The organism is Bradyrhizobium sp. 172 (genome assembly GCF_023101065.1).
Classification (GTDB): Bacteria; Pseudomonadota; Alphaproteobacteria; order Rhizobiales; family Xanthobacteraceae; genus Bradyrhizobium; species Bradyrhizobium canariense_D.
In genome coordinates, this window is record NZ_CP064701.1 from 4,935,209 (window position 1) to 4,954,334 (window position 19,126).

The window sequence follows — 19,126 nt, forward strand, 5'->3', positions numbered from 1 at the left end:
TCAAATCTGGTGGCCAATGATGAGATGCTGACTGGGATCGTCGCAGATCAATCGAGCTGTTGCGGTGCGGGCGCGGCATCCGGCCGCCCTGTCTTGCCTTTGGCGCCGTCGAGCAAACCCACGAAAGCGACTCTTCCGGCCGACAAGGAGCCTTTGATCATGTATCGCACTACGAACAACAGTCCGACTCCGAAATGGCAGATCCAGCGCCATCCCGCGAAGCGCCGAGCATAGACAATGCCGTTGCGGGCAGACAAATAGATCGAGAGATGCGAGCGCTTCTCGGGGGCAACGGCCGAGCCGATGGTCGTTCCTCCAATGTGGCGAATGATAGCTTTGCTCGCGAAGCCGATGCGGTGCCTTCCCCGCCGCCGTCCCCAATCCAGATCTTCCATATAGAGGAAATAGTCCTCAGCCATGAGACCGACGTCTTCGACGAACGCTCGCGTTGCCAGAACACACGCTCCGCTTACCGCATCGATCCGGCCAAGGTCTTCGGCGGAGGGGGCACTACCAATTGGCGCATTCCTTCCTATAGCAACAACACGGCCTGTCATTTGCGACCAATGCAGTCCGTAGTTGATGATCTTTTCGGGGGTATTGTGAAAGACCAGGCTTCCGCCCACCATGCCGAATCCCTCAGCAGACTTGGCAATCAACTCAGACAGGCCGCGGCTATCCACTTCGGTATCGGGATTCAGGACAAGCACCGAACCCCAGCCGGGGACGCCAAGCAATGGCTCGAGCCACGCGTTGACGCCGCCGCCGTAACCGAGGTTCTCAATTGCGAGCCCAACTCGGACAGCATTCGTGCGATCCTTAAATCGGCATTTCGCCACTGCGGCCAATCGTTTCTGTGGCTGGTCAAGAGTATCCGACGCATCCGAAGTTCTCTGCAACGCTCGGTCCGGTCCCACGAGCGCAGCCAGCAATCTCCGGTAGGCCGCTTCCCCGCCATTTTCGCAAATGAAGACCTCAAACCGATCCCAATCCGAACGAGCAAGCGATTTCAAGCAGCGATCGACGTCATCGGCATTGCAGTATGAGACGATGATGACGGCAAGGTTGACGCTAGCAGTCGACATAGCCCAGACACCTTCTCATTTGCCCTCGACGATGACGAGCGACCGTCGGGAACGTAAACGCCTGCGCAGCTTCGAATGCGGCGTCCGACAGACGCCGCGCCAGAGAAGAAGCCGGGATCCACCAACGTCGATCCCGGTCGAGAGGAGGCGCCGGCGAATGATCAGGATGGCTGCGCATTTTGCAATCCGCCGCCAAAGCGCTATCGATACCGCCAGCGCATCAGCTGACGATAGAGCCCGAGCTTTGTGCTGATCCTCCAGGCAAAGCCGCGCATCTCATCCGGATCAAGCAAGTGCTGGCGAATGTACTCCGCATCCATGTTGTTCGTCAGGCAAAGGCGGGAATAGAGGAAGGGTTCGAATCCGCGATGATGCCCAAGCTGGATTGTAAAGAGGTGTGTGTAGCCAGCCCTCAGCGCCGCCTCCCAGACCCGCCGGGAGAACCGCCCGTATGGGAAAGCGAAAAGAGTAACCTCTTGTCCGAGGCGATCCTCGAGCATCGATTTCGACACCCTAAGCTCGCGTTCGAGTTTTGCATCCGAGACAGTCGTCAAATCGACGTGGGCCATGCCATGTGAGCCGATCGCAACGCCGCCCCGGCCGAGCTCCTCAATCATCTCCCAGCTCATACGTCCCGGCGAGCCTACAAAGTCGACCGGGATAAAAGACATGAAACCTGGAATACGACCGGTCGTCACGTAACGGGCATAGATATGCGTGTAGTCCGAAAGAAATCCATCGTCGAAGGTTAACAGGACCGCACCGGTACGGCTGGGTTTCGGATCGGAGCAATGCTTCAGAAAACTCTGAGGCGAGACCAGCCCTTCCTCGCAAAGCGCAAGATGCGCTTCGAACATTTCATGCGTCAGGCACCACGCATTCGAAGGCGAGGCTTCCACCAGCTCATGATAATTCAGGACAATCATAGAGTTTGAATCAGATCTGAGACGCGCCGGGCCCAAGCCTGCCAGTTCAATCGAGCCTCGAAGGCGTCCCGGCTCGATTGTCTCAGGCGTGCCAGCCGGTCCTTGTTAGCAAAGGTCTGGGAGATCACCGTCGCATAGTCCGCCTTCGTCGCATTGGGCGGTAACAAGATTCCCGTCTCCTCGTCGCGGATAGCGCAGGAGACGCCACCGGTGGCCGGCGCAATGCTCGGTACGCCATGGGCCGCCGCTTCGCAAAAAACGATGCCGTAGCAATCTGCCCGGGTCGGCAACAGAAAGAAATCCGCGTCGCGATAGAGTTGATCCAGCCGGCTGCGCTGTTCACGATCATTCTTGTCCAGGTACGGGATAATCGTCAGGCCATCCTGGGTGACTGGCTTGGGCGGAGTGCATCCGCAGATCACGAGCTCCGCCTCTACGCCCCTGTCCCTTAGTTCAGCGAGAGTGCCGACCGCGATGTCCGCGCCCTTCTCCTCCCAGTTGGCACCGATGAACAAGAGCCGGCACGGACCCGGCTTGCGGCACGCAAGCACAGAGTCACGATTGGGTGTTTCTTCGAGGTTGGCACCCCAGGGAATGACATGCACCCGTCCACGGTCGGCACCGTAATCTCTAACAGCAGATTCGGCGGCCCATTCCGACGGGTAGAGGACAAGATCCGCACGTGCGATGGTGTTGCGTTCCAGGCGTTCAGCAATCTCCCGAGCATTGCGTGACAAGTTCCGATAGTTAGGATGGTAATTGTCGACAAGCCGAAAGGTCGCATCGGACGCATAGACGAGGGGAACGCCCGCAGGCACTGCCCAGGCGAAGTTGGAGCCGGCGGGCGCGAAGACGAAGTCGGGTGAGACCGCGCAGATTTTGCGTGCTGCGTCCGCTGCATACTGTGCAACGACAGGCCCCGCATGAAATGGGGAGAGGCTCTGCTTGCGAAAGGCACGGCAAAGTCTGGAATACGTCTTGTAAAGAGGTAAGATCGGTGCGCTCAGGGGACCGATATGGACCACCTCATGACCTTCGTTTGCGAGCGATTTCGCCATGTGAAATGGCGTGCCGGACCAGAACCTGACCTCGCTTGCATCGCCGATCGTGGCGAAAGCAATCCGCCGCGCTGTTTGGCCGCCGGAGAGGGAGCGCTGATTCATCTTATTCCCTCGCACGGCGCAACCGGCTTACAAAAACCTACGATAAGATCAGCCACCTCGGTAACGTGACCGCCCTGCCCTGCTCCGACAAACACAGCCGGCTCCTCAGAATTCAACATCGTATCGCAACTCCGCCATAGCGCTGGAGCCTCCATATTAATTACCAGAGATTGTAATTATTATCCAGTTTATTTAATTCTGGCTGCAGTCGGCGCGAAGATCCGCGGCGCGAGGCATCGTTATAAGATCGCGAATTTGGGCGCTTCGCGCATGAAAAAATACCCTGTTGTCGCGGGTGCAAGGTTTGCACTCATTGACCAATGAACTTTCATCCAGGAGCTGTAGAGCTTAGGGGTCCGAGCCCCTAGGGCTCAGTGGAGCAACGGCCGGATCGTGCGCTACGCCGGGGGCTTTAAAAGAAGCTGGCGATAGACATTGCGCGCCTGAGAATAGATATGATGCGCTGGAATGGAAAGCCATCCATCCATCGAGACTATGGGATCTGATAGTAACCCGTAATGCTTACCGAAAAGATGAGAGGGATCGCTGCATATGTTGTATTGCAATGACAGCTCCGTCTCGTTTGCGACCATGCGGTAACTGTTGCTACTCATCAGCGGCTCGATGGCCAGCATATACGCTATGGGGCCCGTTGTTCTCCAGACGCCCTTGTTTCCCACGCCATGCACCCACGATCGGTAATTTTGGATATTTGTCAAAACCCGCTCGATCACCGCCTTTAGAAACGGATGACCGGGAGCGGCTATGATATGCCACTGTTGAAATTCGCGTTCCCGGTTAGCCCCAAACTCTTTGTGCACGCCCCAGCCCGCGTGCGGCTCGCCAGGGCTATTCCGCCAACGTGACAGAATGAACCTGTCGTCTGATCGAATGGCTCCGTCGAGAGGCTCGACCGTTGTGCTTTTGATATCAAGATAGACCCCACCGCGCTTGTACATGAGGAGATAGCGGAAGAGATCAGCTCGCGCCGCTCCGTACTGCGGATTGATCTTATAGAACAGGCTCGCAATTTCTGGGCCGTAATGCTCGACGATGAACGTAGCAATCGCTTGTTCGTCGTATAGTCTGTGTTCCCAGCCGGGATTCATTGTTTTGATGGCTTGTATATTCCTTGCCAAGATGATCGGTAACGGATTTTTCGAGAAATATATTTGATGAATAACGCGGGGGATCTGAGGCCCCAGATCAAACGTCGGAACTTGAATATTTTGGATCGTCATGATCGACATCCCAGGTTCAGACCGACGCAGCGCGAGAAATCACGACGATCGCTATGGTTGGCGGCGCCTAGATTCCAGAGCGATCACCCGAGAACAACGGAGCTCCTCTGCGTGGCACGCGCGTCACCGCCCTGCAGTAAAACGCCTCCGGTAATCGAATCATATCCCGTTTCCGCGGCTCTATCGCGCAGCACCGCGGTTTCCGCGAGGTTCGCCCGCATTCCGGCAAAGACAGCGATAAGGATGAAACAGATGCCCCAAAAGTGAACCATGAACCCCAGAAAAACGATGGTTACTATGACAATTCCGAGCGCCACCGATAGCCGTCCTTCCTCGGGAGTAAGGTGACGCGATCTATCGATCGAACCAAGCCAGCATGCGCCCACAATTGTCAAAAGGATCAATGCGCTGCCAGGAATTCCGTAATTCATTGCGGCGGCAAGCCAAAAAGCATCCACGCTCCCGCTCACGAGCGCGCCGTGAGACTGCCAATTCCAGTCACCGTTCAAACCAATTCCGAAGATCGGCGAACCGAGTACTACAGGCCCCCCGGTCTCCCAGATCGCTTGACGGTACCAGGCCGCCTCCGGACTTACTCCGCCAAGGCGTACAAGCGTTACGACGGGGTTGCCAGAGAAAGTGAAAACGGTAAGGAGAACAGCAGTCACAGCCAGTCCGACCAACTTCCATCTGGTTGTAAAGCGAGGGGTTGCAGCATAAAAAATCGCGAGAGCAAATCCGATCACATAGGCTAGCAATGGACTCCGCGCCTGCGAAGCCAAGACACCTACCAGCGCGATCCCTGCAACACCCCAGCCCAACACCTGGGGCCTAAACGTAGTGAGGGCCAAGTGTCCAAACCACACACAAACGGCACCGAATAATATCGAATGCTCCATTGGACCCATGGCACGAATGACCCCGTCCCTAAACAAGGTCTCCGACTTCAACGCGAATGCACCTTCATAACTGGGTTTCACATAACCAGTAATTCCTTTGACGAAGTCATAGGTGAACAGTCTATCAGTCAGAGAGTCGAGAAGCGCGACACCGACAATCAGAATAATCAACTTGCAAGAGAAGCGTACGATCCGCACGGAACTATCGACCGCCGGACCGAGAAGATACCGGAAACTCAAATATGCGCCGGTGAATGAAATTGCCTCGATCCCGGCTCCTTTAAGACCCGTGGAACCATCCGTTACGGTGGCAGCCAACATCATCCAGACGCCTGCAGCCGGAGCTAATATATCCGATGGAACGCAGACTACAGCTCGCGGGTTGCGCTGGGAGAGCCGCGATATCGCTGCGATCGAGAACACAAAAATCAGAACTCGAGCGACGGTGAGGCGAAAGTCACCGACGAAGAAAGATAGACCCTCGGGCAAAACAATTGTGACCAATAATAGTTTGAGATATAGTTCGGCACGTGAGGGCGAACCGCCTGTAACACGCCTAACTACACTCTGCTGGCGATCCCGCAGATAGGTACGTTGAACATCCGAATCCAATTCAAAGCTTTTGCGGCTCAAAGCGAATACCTCGAATGCCGAAGACGTTGCGCCAACAAGAAGCAGCGCTCAAAATTGAGCCGCCGCATCAACACGACCGTTCCGCCGAAGAGGCGCTTCATTTCGTCGTCTCCAAAGGAATCGCCAAGAAGTCACGACGTAGGCGGCTCGTTACGCCGGGTGGAATCAGCGCATAAGCAAGCGCCTTGTAATAGTGTGGATCCGCGGGATGCAAAGAAGCACATTGCCAACCCGTCCTTAGCGCTGACAAACGATGGTTTGACCGACGTAAATCCAGCACGCTCCTGATGAAATGGGCGGCGATATTGTTATCCAGCAAGCTATTGCGGGACCTGTGGCCTCTATCCTCGCATTCTGGCTCGAACCGTAAACCTCGCCGCTCGCAGGCCCGCCTGAAGGCCTCAGATTCAAATCGTTTGCGCCACGCTGGCGCACGTCGGGTAAGTGAATTGGGAAGAATGCGGTACGCGTAAAGGCACTCACCCAATACAATCATCGGATGCTCTTCGCCAATTCTCAATATGTAATCGTAGGTCTCGGCGACCTGCAACGAAGGCTCGAATCGCAAATGGCCGATCAATGACATCCGAAACATTCCTGTGGGATCAAGGGCAGGCATTCGAAAGGCTCGGATCTCAGAGTGGCAGTCGTCCTCTCCTTTCGGTGCAAACACGGGGGCCATGGCTCTTCCGTCAATGATAAGCTCGTTACCGCAGAATACGGCGGCCAAATGCAGCCCGTTGAGCAGCGCACGAACCTGTCTTTCAATTCTCGTTGGATAGCTGATGTCATCCGCGTCTTGAATTGCGTAGTACTCGCCGCGGATCTGATCGAGCGCTCGATTGATCGCCACGGGCTTGCTTGCGTTCGCTTGATGGATCACGCGAACACGCTCGTCTGCCAGCAAATCTTGAACTGAGTCGAAGCAGCCGTCCGTGCTTCCGTCGTCGATAATGAGGATATCTAAATTGGTATACGTCTGATCAATTATGCTCAACAACGAAGGCCGCAAATATTCCCCTGCGTTGTAAACGCACGTCACGACCGTGACGAGGGGACCTTCAGCTCCCCCTTCAGCATTGGGCCGACGTGCTTGGGACGTCATGAAACGCTCCTGGTCAGCCGAGGCCAGTGCATTGGCTTCGACACGCTAGCATGTCCCGCAAGAAGTCCGGCTGTGGACCGCGAGACGGTGATTGACATAACCTCGCACACAGGCTCCGACCGGGATTTAATAAACCGACGTTAATATTCCGATTGACTGCAATTAAATCACATTAATCGGTCAAAGAAAACAGGCTTGCGCCGCCACGCTCTAATTAACTCCCCGAGCCGATTGAGGGGGCATCGGGCGGCGAGGTGCCGGAACTTGGCAGCTTTGCTGCCCGCCTCCCCTCCCATCCGAGCCGTCACCGCCAGGACATTAGCTGTTCGCGCTCGGATTCCGCTGGAATCTGGCGCCCGGCCCGTGGAATGCGCATGGACCCGACAACACGAGATTCGACGCCGGGGTTAATATTCCGATTAATTCGTGCTATATTGCGATCGCTCGTAGCAATTAGTTAACGCGCGCGATTAAATATGGAGATAATGTGATGACCACGGTTTCCTCGCGAACTTTAGAGATCGCGCACGATTGGAAGAGCACAGATTATTACGATAAAGCGGAATCGGATGCCTGGACCGACCCGTTTTGGAAGCCGGGGACGCCATTCCGGCGTTTGTTCGAGAGATTGGATACGACGTCAACTGTCGAACTCGCGTGCGGGCACGGTCGGCATTCCGCTCGTTTTTTGAGCACGAAACGCGACCAGAGCACGCTTCGATCGCTCGTCCTGATGGACGTCGTTGAGGAGAATGTGCGGCATTGCAAGAAAAGATTCTCGGATGTTCCTGAAGTGAGCGCGCATACCAATAGCGGCTACGATTTCCATCCCGTCGAGGACGGGTCCGTCTCCGCGATATTCTGTTTTGATGCGATGGTGCATTTTGAATATGATGCGGTTTTTTCATACCTACAGGATGCTTCTCGTATCCTGCGACAAGGCGGCCGCGCACTGTTCCATCATTCAAACTTAGACACATACCCAGGCTCGGATTACAGAAACAATCCCCATTGGCGCAATTTTATGAGCAGAACTCTGTTTGCCCACGCTGCGAGTAGATCTGGTTTGCGGGTGCTCGAGCAAGTTACCATAGATTGGGACGAAGCCCGGAATTTGGACTGTCTGACCCTTGTCGAGAAGGCTTCAGATGGCTCGCCGGGCATGGAAAAACCGAGAGCGCGCAGCGGAAGCAGCCGGCTTACTCGCCTCGCGGACAGAGTCAGGTTCATCTTTCTAAAATAGAAAACGACTGGCGGGTTTGGTTGACGAACCCGGCCTTCTTACACCCGTTCCGGCTTCTCCGATGCTGGCTAAGCCGGATTGATACTCTGCTATGGCTGGGTACTTGAGATGATTTGTAAAGCTTGCTTGTCAGACGGCGAACATCCTCGCCACGTATTTGTTGAGATGATGTTTGGCACAAGAGAGCGGTTTGAATACCAGGAATGTATTGATTGTGGAACGATTCAGCGCCTGTCGGAAATAACAGACGAGAGTCGTTTTTACCCCAGTGGGTATTATTCGTTCGCCACGCCCCCGCGAAATTCGCGGCTTACCGCAATCAGGGACGCGCATGCATTTGGCATGAAAAGCGTATTGGGAGCCGTGGCTTCCTTTGTGAGGTACGATCCCATCGTAGGGGTCATCGGAGATTTTGGAATTGATCCTGGCTCTCGAGTGCTCGACGTCGGCTGCGGCTCTGCGAGGCTCCTTCATAGAATGTCTGCGGCAGGCTTCAGGAATCTTACCGGAGTAGACCCTTATATTTCCAAACCAGCATCAGGCGCCGTGAAGATTCACAAATCGGAACTTCAAAGTATGTCCGGCGAGTTTGATTTCATCATGTTCAATCACTCGTTAGAACATGTCCCTGATCCGGACCAAAGTCTTGCCAACGCAAGAAAGCTACTTGCGCCAGGTGGTCGCATCCTGGTTCGCATCCCGACGTCGGCCTCGCATGCATGGATCGAGTACGGCCCGAATTGGGTCCAACTGGATGCACCGCGCCACATTGTAATTCCCTCTCGCAAGGGAATGAACGCATTAGCAAAGCGCTGCGGCCTGTCTGTTAAACAATCGATTGACGATTCTACTGCGTTTCAGTTCTGGGGCAGCGAAATGTACAGAAAGTCTAAGCCGCTCACATCTGGGCCAAGCGATTTATTTAGCCGGCGCGAGTTGAGAAGGTTTGCCAAACGAGCGGCGAAGTTAAATCTCGAACAACAGGGAGATCAGGTAGCTTTCCTCTTGACCGCTGCTTAGATGGCCCGAGTCGGCGGCCCCACACACACGTTCAGGGCGAGCATCGACTTCAAAGGTCCAACTAGTCGGTTCCGCCCGGAACGCGGCCTCACCAGAGCATTTTTTAGTCAGCCAACATCGCGATCGAATGGTTAAAGAGGACACCGTTCGATCATTTGAGCTACTCCGATCAATCTAGGGATCGACCACCCCTTCCGAGCGAGTTGATTTGCCTCGTCTCCCGTCATGGAAGCTTTTAATGCGGGACCAACCGATACGCAGGGTGCTTTCCATTTTGTCCATAGAGTTGCGCGCGAACCGCGTGCGGCTTCGAAACGAGTCGTACAACGCGGCATTCGCGTTTGGAACACCAGGTCTCCAAGGTTTGTTCCAGGTCGTGAAGTGAACTATGCTGGGTTTGTACTCGCCTGCCAATTCAGAGACGTCAAGTTCCGTGTTGTAAGCTAGATAATTCCATCGGGAAGCGAGCCCTTTCCAAAGGCCATCGCACGCAACATTCAGTGCGTCTTGATCCGAGTAGGGCGATCCAGGATAGCGCTTGAGATAATCTAACGCCGTTTCGGAGATTTTCGCCTCTCGCCATTGGTGGAGGTCTATCAGAAGTACACCGGCGTTAAAGTAATCTTGCACGCGAGGTACCGATACGCGAACAGTTTGATTTTTCAGCTGAGAATCGAGACCGTCCAGAACCGCGCCAAGAACTTTTCCCTCGAGATCTGTTGCCCAGAGCGGCTGCAAGTCATCAAGAACGAGGAGATCGGAGTCTAGATACAACACCCTGGAGACAGTGTTCGGAAAGATGCGGGGGATAAGGAACCGGGCGTAGGTGACTTTTGAAATGTACCTAATGGTCGAGAAATCCCGAAACATTTCCAGGTCCACTTCGATCCATCGGATCGACGCAGAACCATGGGGGAGAGAGTCGAATATTCTCTTTCGAATACGCTCGGAAACACCGTCGACAAGTACATGAAACTCGAACGGTTCGCCGCGTCTATCCGTTTCCACAATTGACCGCAGGGTCGTTGCAAGTGGCATAGCATACCGCCGGTCACAAGCGAGGACGATCGGGCATCGCATCTGGTTTGATTCCATAGTGACCTAGATGGTTCCTAAGAACGAAATGATGTTTATCGACCTCACGCGCCGAAAGGTATCCATCACTCCAACAACTTGCCCGGCGTTCTTCTGATCACGGACAACGCCCATCGACGGCCATCCTTGCCCGGAAACTTCAGCACTCGCCAAATTGGAGGAAAGTATCGCAACCGGCGATCCATCGTCATGGCTTCGCGTAAGTGGCAAAGGCCGTCGCTAAGGCGCCCACGTCGCAGCAATCCGATCCCGCTGCGAAACATTTGGTGGGCCAATGTATGGCGCGCCAGGGCACGTAAACTCCGCGAATTTGGGACCCGATCCTCGCATTGATCAAAAAAGCTGTCGAACGCGAGCAAGCACTGCCGATAATCTAGTATTCTCTTGGCAAAGTAGGCGTTGGACATCGCCGACGAATGCTTGCGATAGATTGCCTGCACCGCATTAATCTGGGCAACTGTACCGTGCGCAGCGAAACGTAGCCACATCTCCATATCGCCTGCGTGAGGAAGCGACGTGCGATAGCCGCCGATCGCCTTCTGCGTCCGTGTCCGCGCAATCGCGGTCGGAGAGGGAACGTCATTTCTGGCTGTGGCGCACATCTCCGTTATCAGATCTTGCCGTGTCCAAGAATGGTTCTCGTCCGCAGGTAATTTAGGCAACGGTAAATCGTCAAACCAGAGGATGCATTCTCCATATGTAAGAACAACGTCGGAGTTTGCGTCCATGATCTCCGTTGCCCGCTGGAGGGCTCCGGGAACCAGCAAATCATCAGCGGACAAGAGCAAGAAGTATTCGGATGATGCCCACGCGATTCCTTCATTGAACGTATTGATGTGACCGTGATTGCGCGAATGCGCTCTCACCGTCACCCTCGGGTCGCTTTGCTCCAATTTCCTTGCGACTGACACCGAATCATCCGAGGAGCAGTCGTCGATGATAAGTACGCGCAAATCCGAAACGGATTGGCTGAGAATGCTCGACACGCAAGCCTCAAGGAAGCGCCCATAATTGTAACAGGGGACAACAATATCGACCTTCGCCATTCCCGTTATCCTGAGTATCAAGCTATTCGGATATGATGCAGCAGGGCATCGATGACTCGATTGATATCCTCCTGGCTCATTTGCGCGTAAATCGGCAGCAGTATCGATCGATCCTGCGCGAGTTCGGATTGACGGAGATCATGGCGCTGCTTCCCATTGGCGTAAGCGGGTTCGCGGTGCGAGCACATGATCCCCCGTCGTGTCGCGATTCCCTTATCGAGCAGGCCTTGCATCACGGTGCGCTGGTCGAGGTGGTCAGGCAGACGCACGCAATAGCTCTGCCAATTGGACCTGGTCCACTCGGGCTCCTCCGGCACGCGCAGACCCTCGAAATTGGAGAGTAGCTCGGTGTATCTGGCAGCGATGGCGCGGCGGCGCGCCACCAGTTGCGGAAGGCGTTCGAGCTGTTTGCGACCGATCGCCGCTTGTATGTCGGTCATGCGGTAATTGTACCCGACGACCAGATAATCCTCGAAGATTACTTGAGGCGAACCATGCCGCACCGTGTCAGGGACGCTCATGCCATGTTGGCGCAACAGTCTGAACCTGCGATCGAGCTCCGGATCCGCGGTGGTCAGCATCCCGCCCTCTCCAGTTGTGATCACTTTCCGAGGGTGAAAAGAGAAGCAGGCAATGCGGCCATGCGGTTTTCCAATCGACTCCCATTGCCCATTCATGCAGATTTTACTGCCGGCAGCACACGCCGCATCCTCAATCAGGACAATGCCATAGCGGTCAGTTATCGCGGTAAGCGCTGCAAGATCGCAAGGCATGCCCATTTGGTGGACGGCGATGATCGCGCGCGTTCGCGGAGTTATTGCTTCCACCAGACGGGCGGGATCGACGTTGTAGGTTAACGGATCGATGTCTACAAAAACGGGTGTCGCGCCCTGAAACCGGACCGAATTGGCCGTTGCGATGAAGGAATGACTCGGTGTGATCACCTCGTCACCGGGTCCGATGTCCAGCGCCGCCAGCGCGAGCTGCAGGGCTGTGGTACAATTTGATACAGCGCATGCGAATGGTGCGCCGACAAGGGTGGCGAATTCTTGCTCGAAGGCGGCGACTTGCGGACCTTGCGACACCCAGCCCGATAGAACGGCTGCGCGCGCGGCACCAGCTTCTTCATCGGCGAGGAGCGGCAGTGCGATCGGAATCATGATGCAACCGCCTCTCGCGGGCTGACCGCAACGTGCTCGCGTTCTACGCGCCGCCACTTAACGAATTGCGCCGGGCCCTGCTCAAGCGCACTGCTGGCCGCCCGGACTTTCAGCAGGCGCTCCGCGTCCATTACATGCGCGCCGGCGTGAGTTTCTTTCATTTCCACTTCCTTTAGCGAGGTCCGTTGTCTATGAACTACGTTGTACGCGCGGCGCCACGCTGCGGTTAGGCTCAGAATTTGAAGGCGCGCGCCACGGATATCTGCGTCTCTGCCACCCCACATTGCTCGCTTCCGCCCACAACAACAGTTTCTATCCGACAAACCAATGCGTGCGGTCTCGATAAACGGCGTGCGATGCTTGTGTGCCGAGTCGCTCAGCCCCGCTGGCCCACTCATCAACCGTGTGGATGAAGCGCTCAAGATATCCCGGCGTTCCGACCATCGCGAAGCTCATAGCACCGCGCCTGTGTAGTAAGGTCCATCGGGTCGCGCGAGATGAGGCCACTGCGTTAGCCAGAGGTCGGCGCAATGGCCAATTCGGTCTCCCGACATCGAAAGCTGCTCGACGTTTGCGATACTGTCGAGCCAGATGGTGCGCGCACCCATCATTTGTCCGAACCGCAGCGCCAAATATCCCGGAGCGGCACCCGTCGAGACTACGATGTCCGGCTTTTCATTCCAAACGATCCAGGCGATTCTGCGCGCTGCTTTCAACAGCGCGATCCTGGTCCAGCGGTTAGCATCGTTGACGAGGTAGAACTTGTGGTCGGGCACCTGCGCGCGATAAGATTCATGGACGGTGACGAACGTAACATCGCAATGCTCGAAAGCGGGTTTGATCCGCAACAGCTGCACCCAATGGCCCCCACCTGAAGCGACTGCCAGCACTTTCGGCCGTACGTTGCGTGACCGCTCCGTATTGGGGTTCAGCACCGCGTTGTGGTGAAAGACCGGGCTCCGAAGCATTGGCTGGCCTCCCTAAGATGCTGCAAGATTCGCGAGCTCCCCCTGAATGGGCGGATCGAAAGCCTCGAATTGCTTGCATTTAATATTAAATTTCGATTTAAATTAACAGTATTGGTATTTAAAATCAAGCATTTTATATGGCGCGACGCGTTCGATTTACCTACCACGCGCCCAATCGAATTAGGGCCTCATTTGGTCGAATCCGGCAGCGCCACCCGCGAAGTCTCGTCTCGTTGCCAGAGATGATCTCCAGGTCGGCCGCCTCTGGTAGCGTTACATCGAGCAGCAATGTTGACCCAGCAATAGATCAACAAGCCGAGCCACAAGCGAGGTTCTTTGAACAGTGTAACGAGTGTCCAATTATTGGCCGCTCCCTTGTTTGCGCGCAGCTCGGGAAAGCGCCGGGCGAGCTCGAATGTTCCCCTATAGGCCCGTGTTCTGACGGTGACGAGCTGCAGCAGAGTGCGTGGGGCGAACACCGTGGACCTCACGCAGGCCAGAGTCTCCCGCTCCTCCCGTCTGAACTGAAGTCGAACATAGGTGTCATCAGCAGTGATGTCTGGAAATTGCCCGAACCGCCTGCGTCCAGCCTCGGACAAGGCGTACACGCCTGAACCGCCGATTCCCTCGCGCGAGGACGGCAGCCGTGACCGAATTCCGAAGTATTTGCGAACCAGCCAGGAACAGCCCGCCAGATTGATCTCTGCCGTAGGCGCAACCGCCAAAACGTCACCCTCATTGAGGCGTCTTGCCAAAGCTAGAATGGCATCAACGGTAATAACGATATCGGCGTCAGCATAAATCCGCGGAAAGACGTTCGCGACTTGATCACCAAGATTCAGAGCGTGGGTCTTCCTTGCGGTGTCCGACTCCACAACCTTGATGGTCAGGCCGAAACGCCGGGCGATATTCGCGGTGTCGTCCGTACAGCCGTTGCAAACGACCACCACGCGCAGCTCGTCCGAATCTGGCTTGCCGACCCATTGGCTCAACGTCCGCGCAATCACGGAACTCTCGTTGTGGGCTGGGACGACGATCGAAATCATGGCTGGCCCGGTGGAATGGATCGGACTTCCGTGCCTCTCTGAGGCTGCCGCGGGGTCCGTCAGTCTCAGCGCGAACCCCTGCTAAGCTGCCATGGGCGGCACCAACGAAATCTATCCGGACGGTCCGGCCGCGCGTTCCGCCTCGGCCTCAATCACGATGCCGCCGCCTGTCGCTGGCGGTCCGAAGCGAGATCGCGCTCGGATCGCCACCATTTCACGAGATCGGCGAGCCCCTGCTCAAGCGAGACCGTGGTGCGGAAACCCAGCAAACGCTCTGCCTTGCCCGTCGATGCCAGCCGTCGCGGCACCGGATTGACCGAGCGCTCCGGCGCGAATTCGGGTGTCAAGCCGCGGTGTCCCATCACGGACGCAAGCACAGTCGCCAGCTCGGTCAGGCTGGTCTCAGTGCCGCTCCCGACGTTGAAGACCTCATCAGTAACCTTTGCCCTGGCCCCAAGGATGTTGGCACGCGCGATGTCGCGGACGTGGACGAAATCCATGGTCTGACGGCCATCACCAAAGATAATGGGAGGTAATCCGGCTTCCAGGCGCTCCATCCAGCGGATCAAGACCTCGGTGTACCGTCCGTGGATATCCATCCGGCTGCCGTAGACGTTGAAATATCGGAATGCCACATAGTCGAGGCCGCTTACATCGTTGAAGGCCCGCAGGAGCCCTTCGTTAAACGCCTTAGCAGCCCCATAGAGAGTTCGGTTGTTGTACGCATTCTGCCGCTCGGTCGTCGGAAACTCCTCGGCCATGCCATATACGGATGCCGAAGACGCTGCGATAATCTTCTCGATATCGTGCTTGATGCACAGCTCCAGCAGGTCGTAGGTGGCATCCACCATGACCTCCTTGGCCAGGCGCGGTTCGGCTGCACAATGAGTGATGCGGAGTGCGGCCTGATGAAAGACGATATCGGCAGCCTTGACCAGCGCTTCCATCAGCTTGCGATCGCGTATGTCGCCGTGAACCAATCTCACCGGCCCACGCCCGAGCGCGCGCCGGAGATTTTCCGGCCGGCCTCTTATCATGTTGTCTATGGCAACAATCTCGATACAGCCCTCGTCGCAGAGCAGATCAACGATGTGGGAGCCGATGAACCCCGCCCCGCCGGTGACCAGAACGCGCTTTCCCTTGAGATCAATCAAGACGCTCTCCTGTTGTGAGACCATGTCATGACGCTTTGTGGATGCTCCGCCGGGTCGCTGACGGCTTCGCTGGGCCGCAGGGCCGCCGCGTTCCTCAATGTAGAGACAACTTCGGCCGCCTGTTCCGCCCGCATCTCCGGATAAATGGGAAGAGAGAGAAACTCGTTCGAAAGCATCTCAGTGACGGGGAGATCACCGGCACGATAACCGAGTTCCGCATAGGCTCTTTGCAGATGCACCGGAACGGGATAGTGGATCCCGGCACCAATGCCGGCATCACGCAATAGCGTCAGCGCGTCGTCGCGCCGCTGCAATCTGACCGCATAGACGTGATACACGTGACGGGCGTCGCGGGGCGGCTGGGGACGCGCTAATGGGAGATCGGATAGCAGTGCATTGTATCGCTCAGCGAGCGACCGACGCGCTTCCGTCCAGCGCTCGATGTAGTCCATCTTGACGTTCAGTATCGCGCTCTGAATTTCGTCCATGCGATAGTTGTATCCGGGGATGACGTGGTCGTATTTCGCCTCCTGCCCCCAATCGCGCAGCAGTGACACGCGGCCCGCCAATTCAGGTCGATCGGTTACGACGGCCCCACCCTCGCCAAAAGCTCCAAGATTCTTGCCGGGGTAAAAGCTGAAGCATCCCAGATCGCCAATCGAGCCTGCGCGACGTCCGCGGTATTCCGCGCCGTGCGCCTGCGCGGCGTCCTCGATGACGACCAGACCGTGACGACGCGCGATCTCCATGATGGGATCCATGTCGGCCATCAGCCCGTGGAGATGGACCGGCAGGATCGCTTTGGTTCGTGGTGTTATCGCAGCTTCGATCGAGCCGGGATGCATCGTCCATGTTACCGGGTCAACGTCGACAAACACGGGCCTGGCGCCGCTGTAGAGAATGGCTGCGGTGGTCGCAACGAACGTCATGGACACCGTGATGACTTCGTCACCGGGCCCGACGCCTGCCGCAAGCAAGGCAAGGTGAAGCGCCGAAGTGCCGCTGTTCACCGCGCGGCAATGGGCGGTCCGGCAATAATCCGCAAAGCGTCCCTCGAAGGCCGTTACCTCCGGCCCGAGCACAAAGTGCCCGCTGCTGACGACCCTCGCTACTGCGGCGTCGATTTCCGGCTTGATCTGGCTATATTGGGCTTTCAAATCCAGGAAGGGTATCAAGATTCAAGACCTTGGATTGGATCAAAATTACAGAAACAAATTAACTCGAATTATTCTATTTAATCAAGCATTAAATTCGCTAAAATATCTTTCGATTTAAAATGGTTTATGAAGCGCAACTGACGAGCCTCGATCGCCCAGAACGGTGCTTTCAGCTCCGGACAGAGCCCGAGCGGGCACTCCGGCAACGATGGCGCCGGGCGGAACGTCCTTCGTCACCACCGCACCCGCGCCTACGGAGGCACCCGCACCGATTGTCACACCGCACAGAATGGTCGCGTTCGATCCGATGGAAGCTCCCCTACCGACATGAGTGCGCTGCAGTGTCCAGTCCGACGCTTGCTGAGGACGACCATCCGCGGTCGTTGCCTTCGGGAATTTATCGTTCGTGAACATCACACCATGACCAACAAACACTTCATCCTCGATCGTGACGCCCTCGCAGATGAAGCTGTGCGACGATATCTTGCAACGCGCGCCTATCTTTGCCCCCTCCTGGACTTCGACGAAGGTTCCGATTTTGCTCTCGTCACCAACGGTGCAACCATACAGGTTGACTAGATCGGGATGAAAAATCCTGACGTCCCTACCGAGCTTTACGTCGTTCGTAATGGGCATCTCCGCCTCCAAGAATCGCAAGGCCTCACAGGGCCGAACGCGATGGCCTCAGCTTCGGTGCATCACGGGCCAGACTAGCTGCAGCGAGATGGAGCTGATGCAGCAGCGGGTGGCCGGTCAGCAGCAGCCCCAGGCACCAGCAAAGCGCCGCAGCACACAATCCCGAGGCCAAACCGGCAAATGACGTCAGGATTCCCTGTTCCGTCAGCGCCGCGCAGCCGAAGGTGCCCAATGCTGTTATCGCTGTGACGACCCCACTCTTCATCAGCGCGCGAGCAATGTCCGTTGGTCTAAGGCCTAAGTGCCGGCCGATAAAATAGATCGCAACTGCAGCTTGGAAGGGCAACGTCAAAACGGCGGAGGCGGCGACAGCCTGCACACCGAAGAAGGATGCGCAAAAAATTACAAGAAGCGACGGAGGTAGGGAGATGAAGGAGGAGATCAAAGCGTCCCGCACGCTTCCAACCGCTACAAGCATGGGATAACTCAAGCACGCTGCAAAAAGCGCCATGTTTGCGATGCAGAGCAGCCGCACCAGAGGCACGACCTCCAGCCACGTCTCGCCGAGCCAGATCGCGATGATCGGTCGCGCCATAATGGCCACGAATATCAGGAATGGCCAGTGCGCGGCGGAAAGCAGCTCGATCGCCTCGAGATAGATGACCTTCAGGTCGTCCCCCGCTTCGCGCCTTGCGACAATCGCCGGCATGATCACAGGGTTCAATACTTGCGTAACGAGCTTGTCGAACGTTTGCGTTAGGTTAATCGCGCGGCTGTACAGACCGACGGACATAAAGTCCAGAGTTCTTGCAAGGAATAGCTGGGGCGCCAGATTGTAGAACACGTTGATGACGCTAACCCCGCTGGCATAAAGGCCAAAGCTGACGATCTCGCGGTATTTGAGGAGCGAGGGGCGCAGTGCGTTTAAGTCCCGATGACTGGCGAGCAGCGCCAAGGTCAAAATCACGCTTCCCGTCAGGGCTGCCCAGACCGGCGCCATATAGCTGAATCCCGCCATCGCTAGCCCGATCGAGACCAGAGCAACAGCCACACCCGCGGCGAAGTTGCAAATGGCTAACGTGCCGAACTTCATGTCCCGGCGCAGCAAGGCCGAAATTGTCCCCGAAACTGGTGCCAGGAAAAAATTCATCGCCGACACCTCAATGCCCCTCTTGAGACCGTCCTGGGCGAAAAGATCTGAGAGCGCGCCTGCAAGAACAAACAGAAGAAGCGCTATGGCCACCGAGATCCCGAGCGAGATGGTGAAAGCTGAGCGAACATCGGCTGGAGATAGATCACGCTTCTGAATCAGATAGTTTCCGCCCCCGAACTCCTGAAAGGATGCACCAATTACCGCGGTGACGGCATTGACGACCGCGTACACTCCGAATTCCGCGGGCGATAGCAGACGAGAGAGAACCGCGGTAGCGACCAGGAACAGCACAAGACTGCCATAGCGATCGACCGCCGAAAACAGGATGGAGCGTTGTACCGCACTAATCGCAAGACCGTCGCGCTGTTCTCGCATTTGAATATCGTCCGCCAATGA

Annotated in this window: 17 protein-coding genes; 2 read left to right on the forward strand and 15 right to left on the reverse strand. The window is 56.4% G+C overall.

Annotated elements, in window-relative coordinates; translation table 11 throughout:
* Positions 1–47 precede the first annotated feature (47 nt).
* The 6 genes from IVB07_RS23970 to IVB07_RS23995 form a co-directional block, all read right to left on the reverse strand.
* On the reverse strand, positions 48–1,085 hold the full coding sequence (locus IVB07_RS23970; RefSeq protein ID WP_026233230.1) for a glycosyltransferase: 1,038 nt from the start codon (positions 1,083–1,085) through the stop codon (positions 48–50).
* A 200-nt stretch (positions 1,086–1,285) separates the two neighbouring features.
* Complete coding sequence (locus IVB07_RS23975; RefSeq protein ID WP_018456725.1) at positions 1,286–2,011, reverse strand: polysaccharide deacetylase family protein; 726 nt, start codon at positions 2,009–2,011, stop codon at positions 1,286–1,288.
* Entirely contained in the window at positions 2,008–3,174 is a 1,167-nt protein-coding gene (locus tag IVB07_RS23980) for a glycosyltransferase family 4 protein (RefSeq protein WP_018456726.1), read from the reverse strand. The genes IVB07_RS23975 and IVB07_RS23980 overlap by 4 nt, the downstream gene beginning before the upstream one ends.
* A gap of 398 nt (positions 3,175–3,572) precedes the next feature.
* On the reverse strand, positions 3,573–4,415 hold the full coding sequence (locus tag IVB07_RS23985) for a glycosyltransferase (protein ID WP_198293373.1): 843 nt from the start codon (positions 4,413–4,415) through the stop codon (positions 3,573–3,575).
* A gap of 83 nt (positions 4,416–4,498) precedes the next feature.
* Positions 4,499–5,947, reverse strand: coding sequence for an O-antigen ligase family protein (locus IVB07_RS23990; RefSeq protein ID WP_157642980.1), 1,449 nt, complete (start codon positions 5,945–5,947; stop codon positions 4,499–4,501).
* 97 nt (positions 5,948–6,044) lie between these two features.
* Positions 6,045–7,052, reverse strand: a complete 1,008-nt coding sequence (locus IVB07_RS23995; RefSeq protein ID WP_083926440.1) for a glycosyltransferase family A protein — start codon at positions 7,050–7,052, stop codon at positions 6,045–6,047.
* A gap of 490 nt (positions 7,053–7,542) precedes the next feature.
* Here IVB07_RS23995 and IVB07_RS24000 point away from each other — a divergent pair, with 490 nt between their 5' ends.
* Together IVB07_RS24000 and IVB07_RS24005 are read left to right on the forward strand one after the other, a co-directional pair.
* On the forward strand, positions 7,543–8,295 hold the full coding sequence (locus IVB07_RS24000) for a class I SAM-dependent methyltransferase (RefSeq protein WP_247338534.1): 753 nt from the start codon (positions 7,543–7,545) through the stop codon (positions 8,293–8,295).
* Positions 8,296–8,421: 126 nt separating this feature from the next.
* The gene (locus tag IVB07_RS24005; RefSeq protein WP_157642981.1) at positions 8,422–9,315 is read left to right on the forward strand and encodes a class I SAM-dependent methyltransferase; all 894 of its coding nucleotides are present in this window, start codon (positions 8,422–8,424) and stop codon (positions 9,313–9,315) included.
* 174 nt (positions 9,316–9,489) lie between these two features.
* Here IVB07_RS24005 and IVB07_RS24010 read toward each other — a convergent pair whose 3' ends face one another.
* From IVB07_RS24010 to IVB07_RS24050, 9 genes are all read right to left on the reverse strand, one after another.
* Positions 9,490–10,410 (reverse strand): glycosyltransferase family 8 protein, encoded by a 921-nt coding sequence (locus IVB07_RS24010; protein ID WP_083926442.1) that lies wholly within the window; start codon positions 10,408–10,410, stop codon positions 9,490–9,492.
* Between the two features lie 65 nt (positions 10,411–10,475).
* The gene (locus tag IVB07_RS24015; RefSeq protein WP_018456734.1) at positions 10,476–11,456 is read right to left on the reverse strand and encodes a glycosyltransferase; all 981 of its coding nucleotides are present in this window, start codon (positions 11,454–11,456) and stop codon (positions 10,476–10,478) included.
* Positions 11,457–11,473: 17 nt separating this feature from the next.
* Complete coding sequence (locus tag IVB07_RS24020) at positions 11,474–12,616, reverse strand: DegT/DnrJ/EryC1/StrS family aminotransferase (RefSeq protein WP_018456735.1); 1,143 nt, start codon at positions 12,614–12,616, stop codon at positions 11,474–11,476.
* 452 nt (positions 12,617–13,068) lie between these two features.
* The gene (locus tag IVB07_RS24025) at positions 13,069–13,473 is read right to left on the reverse strand and encodes a hypothetical protein (RefSeq protein WP_018456737.1); all 405 of its coding nucleotides are present in this window, start codon (positions 13,471–13,473) and stop codon (positions 13,069–13,071) included.
* A gap of 299 nt (positions 13,474–13,772) precedes the next feature.
* Positions 13,773–14,630 (reverse strand): glycosyltransferase, encoded by an 858-nt coding sequence (locus IVB07_RS24030; RefSeq protein WP_018456738.1) that lies wholly within the window; start codon positions 14,628–14,630, stop codon positions 13,773–13,775.
* A 152-nt stretch (positions 14,631–14,782) separates the two neighbouring features.
* Positions 14,783–15,784 (reverse strand): NAD-dependent epimerase/dehydratase family protein, encoded by a 1,002-nt coding sequence (locus tag IVB07_RS24035; RefSeq protein ID WP_018456739.1) that lies wholly within the window; start codon positions 15,782–15,784, stop codon positions 14,783–14,785.
* A complete protein-coding gene (locus IVB07_RS24040) occupies positions 15,781–16,959 on the reverse strand; it encodes a DegT/DnrJ/EryC1/StrS family aminotransferase (protein WP_247766695.1) in 1,179 nt (392 codons plus the stop codon). The genes IVB07_RS24035 and IVB07_RS24040 overlap by 4 nt, the downstream gene beginning before the upstream one ends.
* A gap of 96 nt (positions 16,960–17,055) precedes the next feature.
* Positions 17,056–17,577, reverse strand: coding sequence for an acyltransferase (locus IVB07_RS24045; protein ID WP_039799870.1), 522 nt, complete (start codon positions 17,575–17,577; stop codon positions 17,056–17,058).
* Between the two features lie 25 nt (positions 17,578–17,602).
* Complete coding sequence (locus IVB07_RS24050) at positions 17,603–19,105, reverse strand: oligosaccharide flippase family protein (RefSeq protein ID WP_051113004.1); 1,503 nt, start codon at positions 19,103–19,105, stop codon at positions 17,603–17,605.
* Between the last annotated feature and the right edge of the window lie 21 nt (positions 19,106–19,126).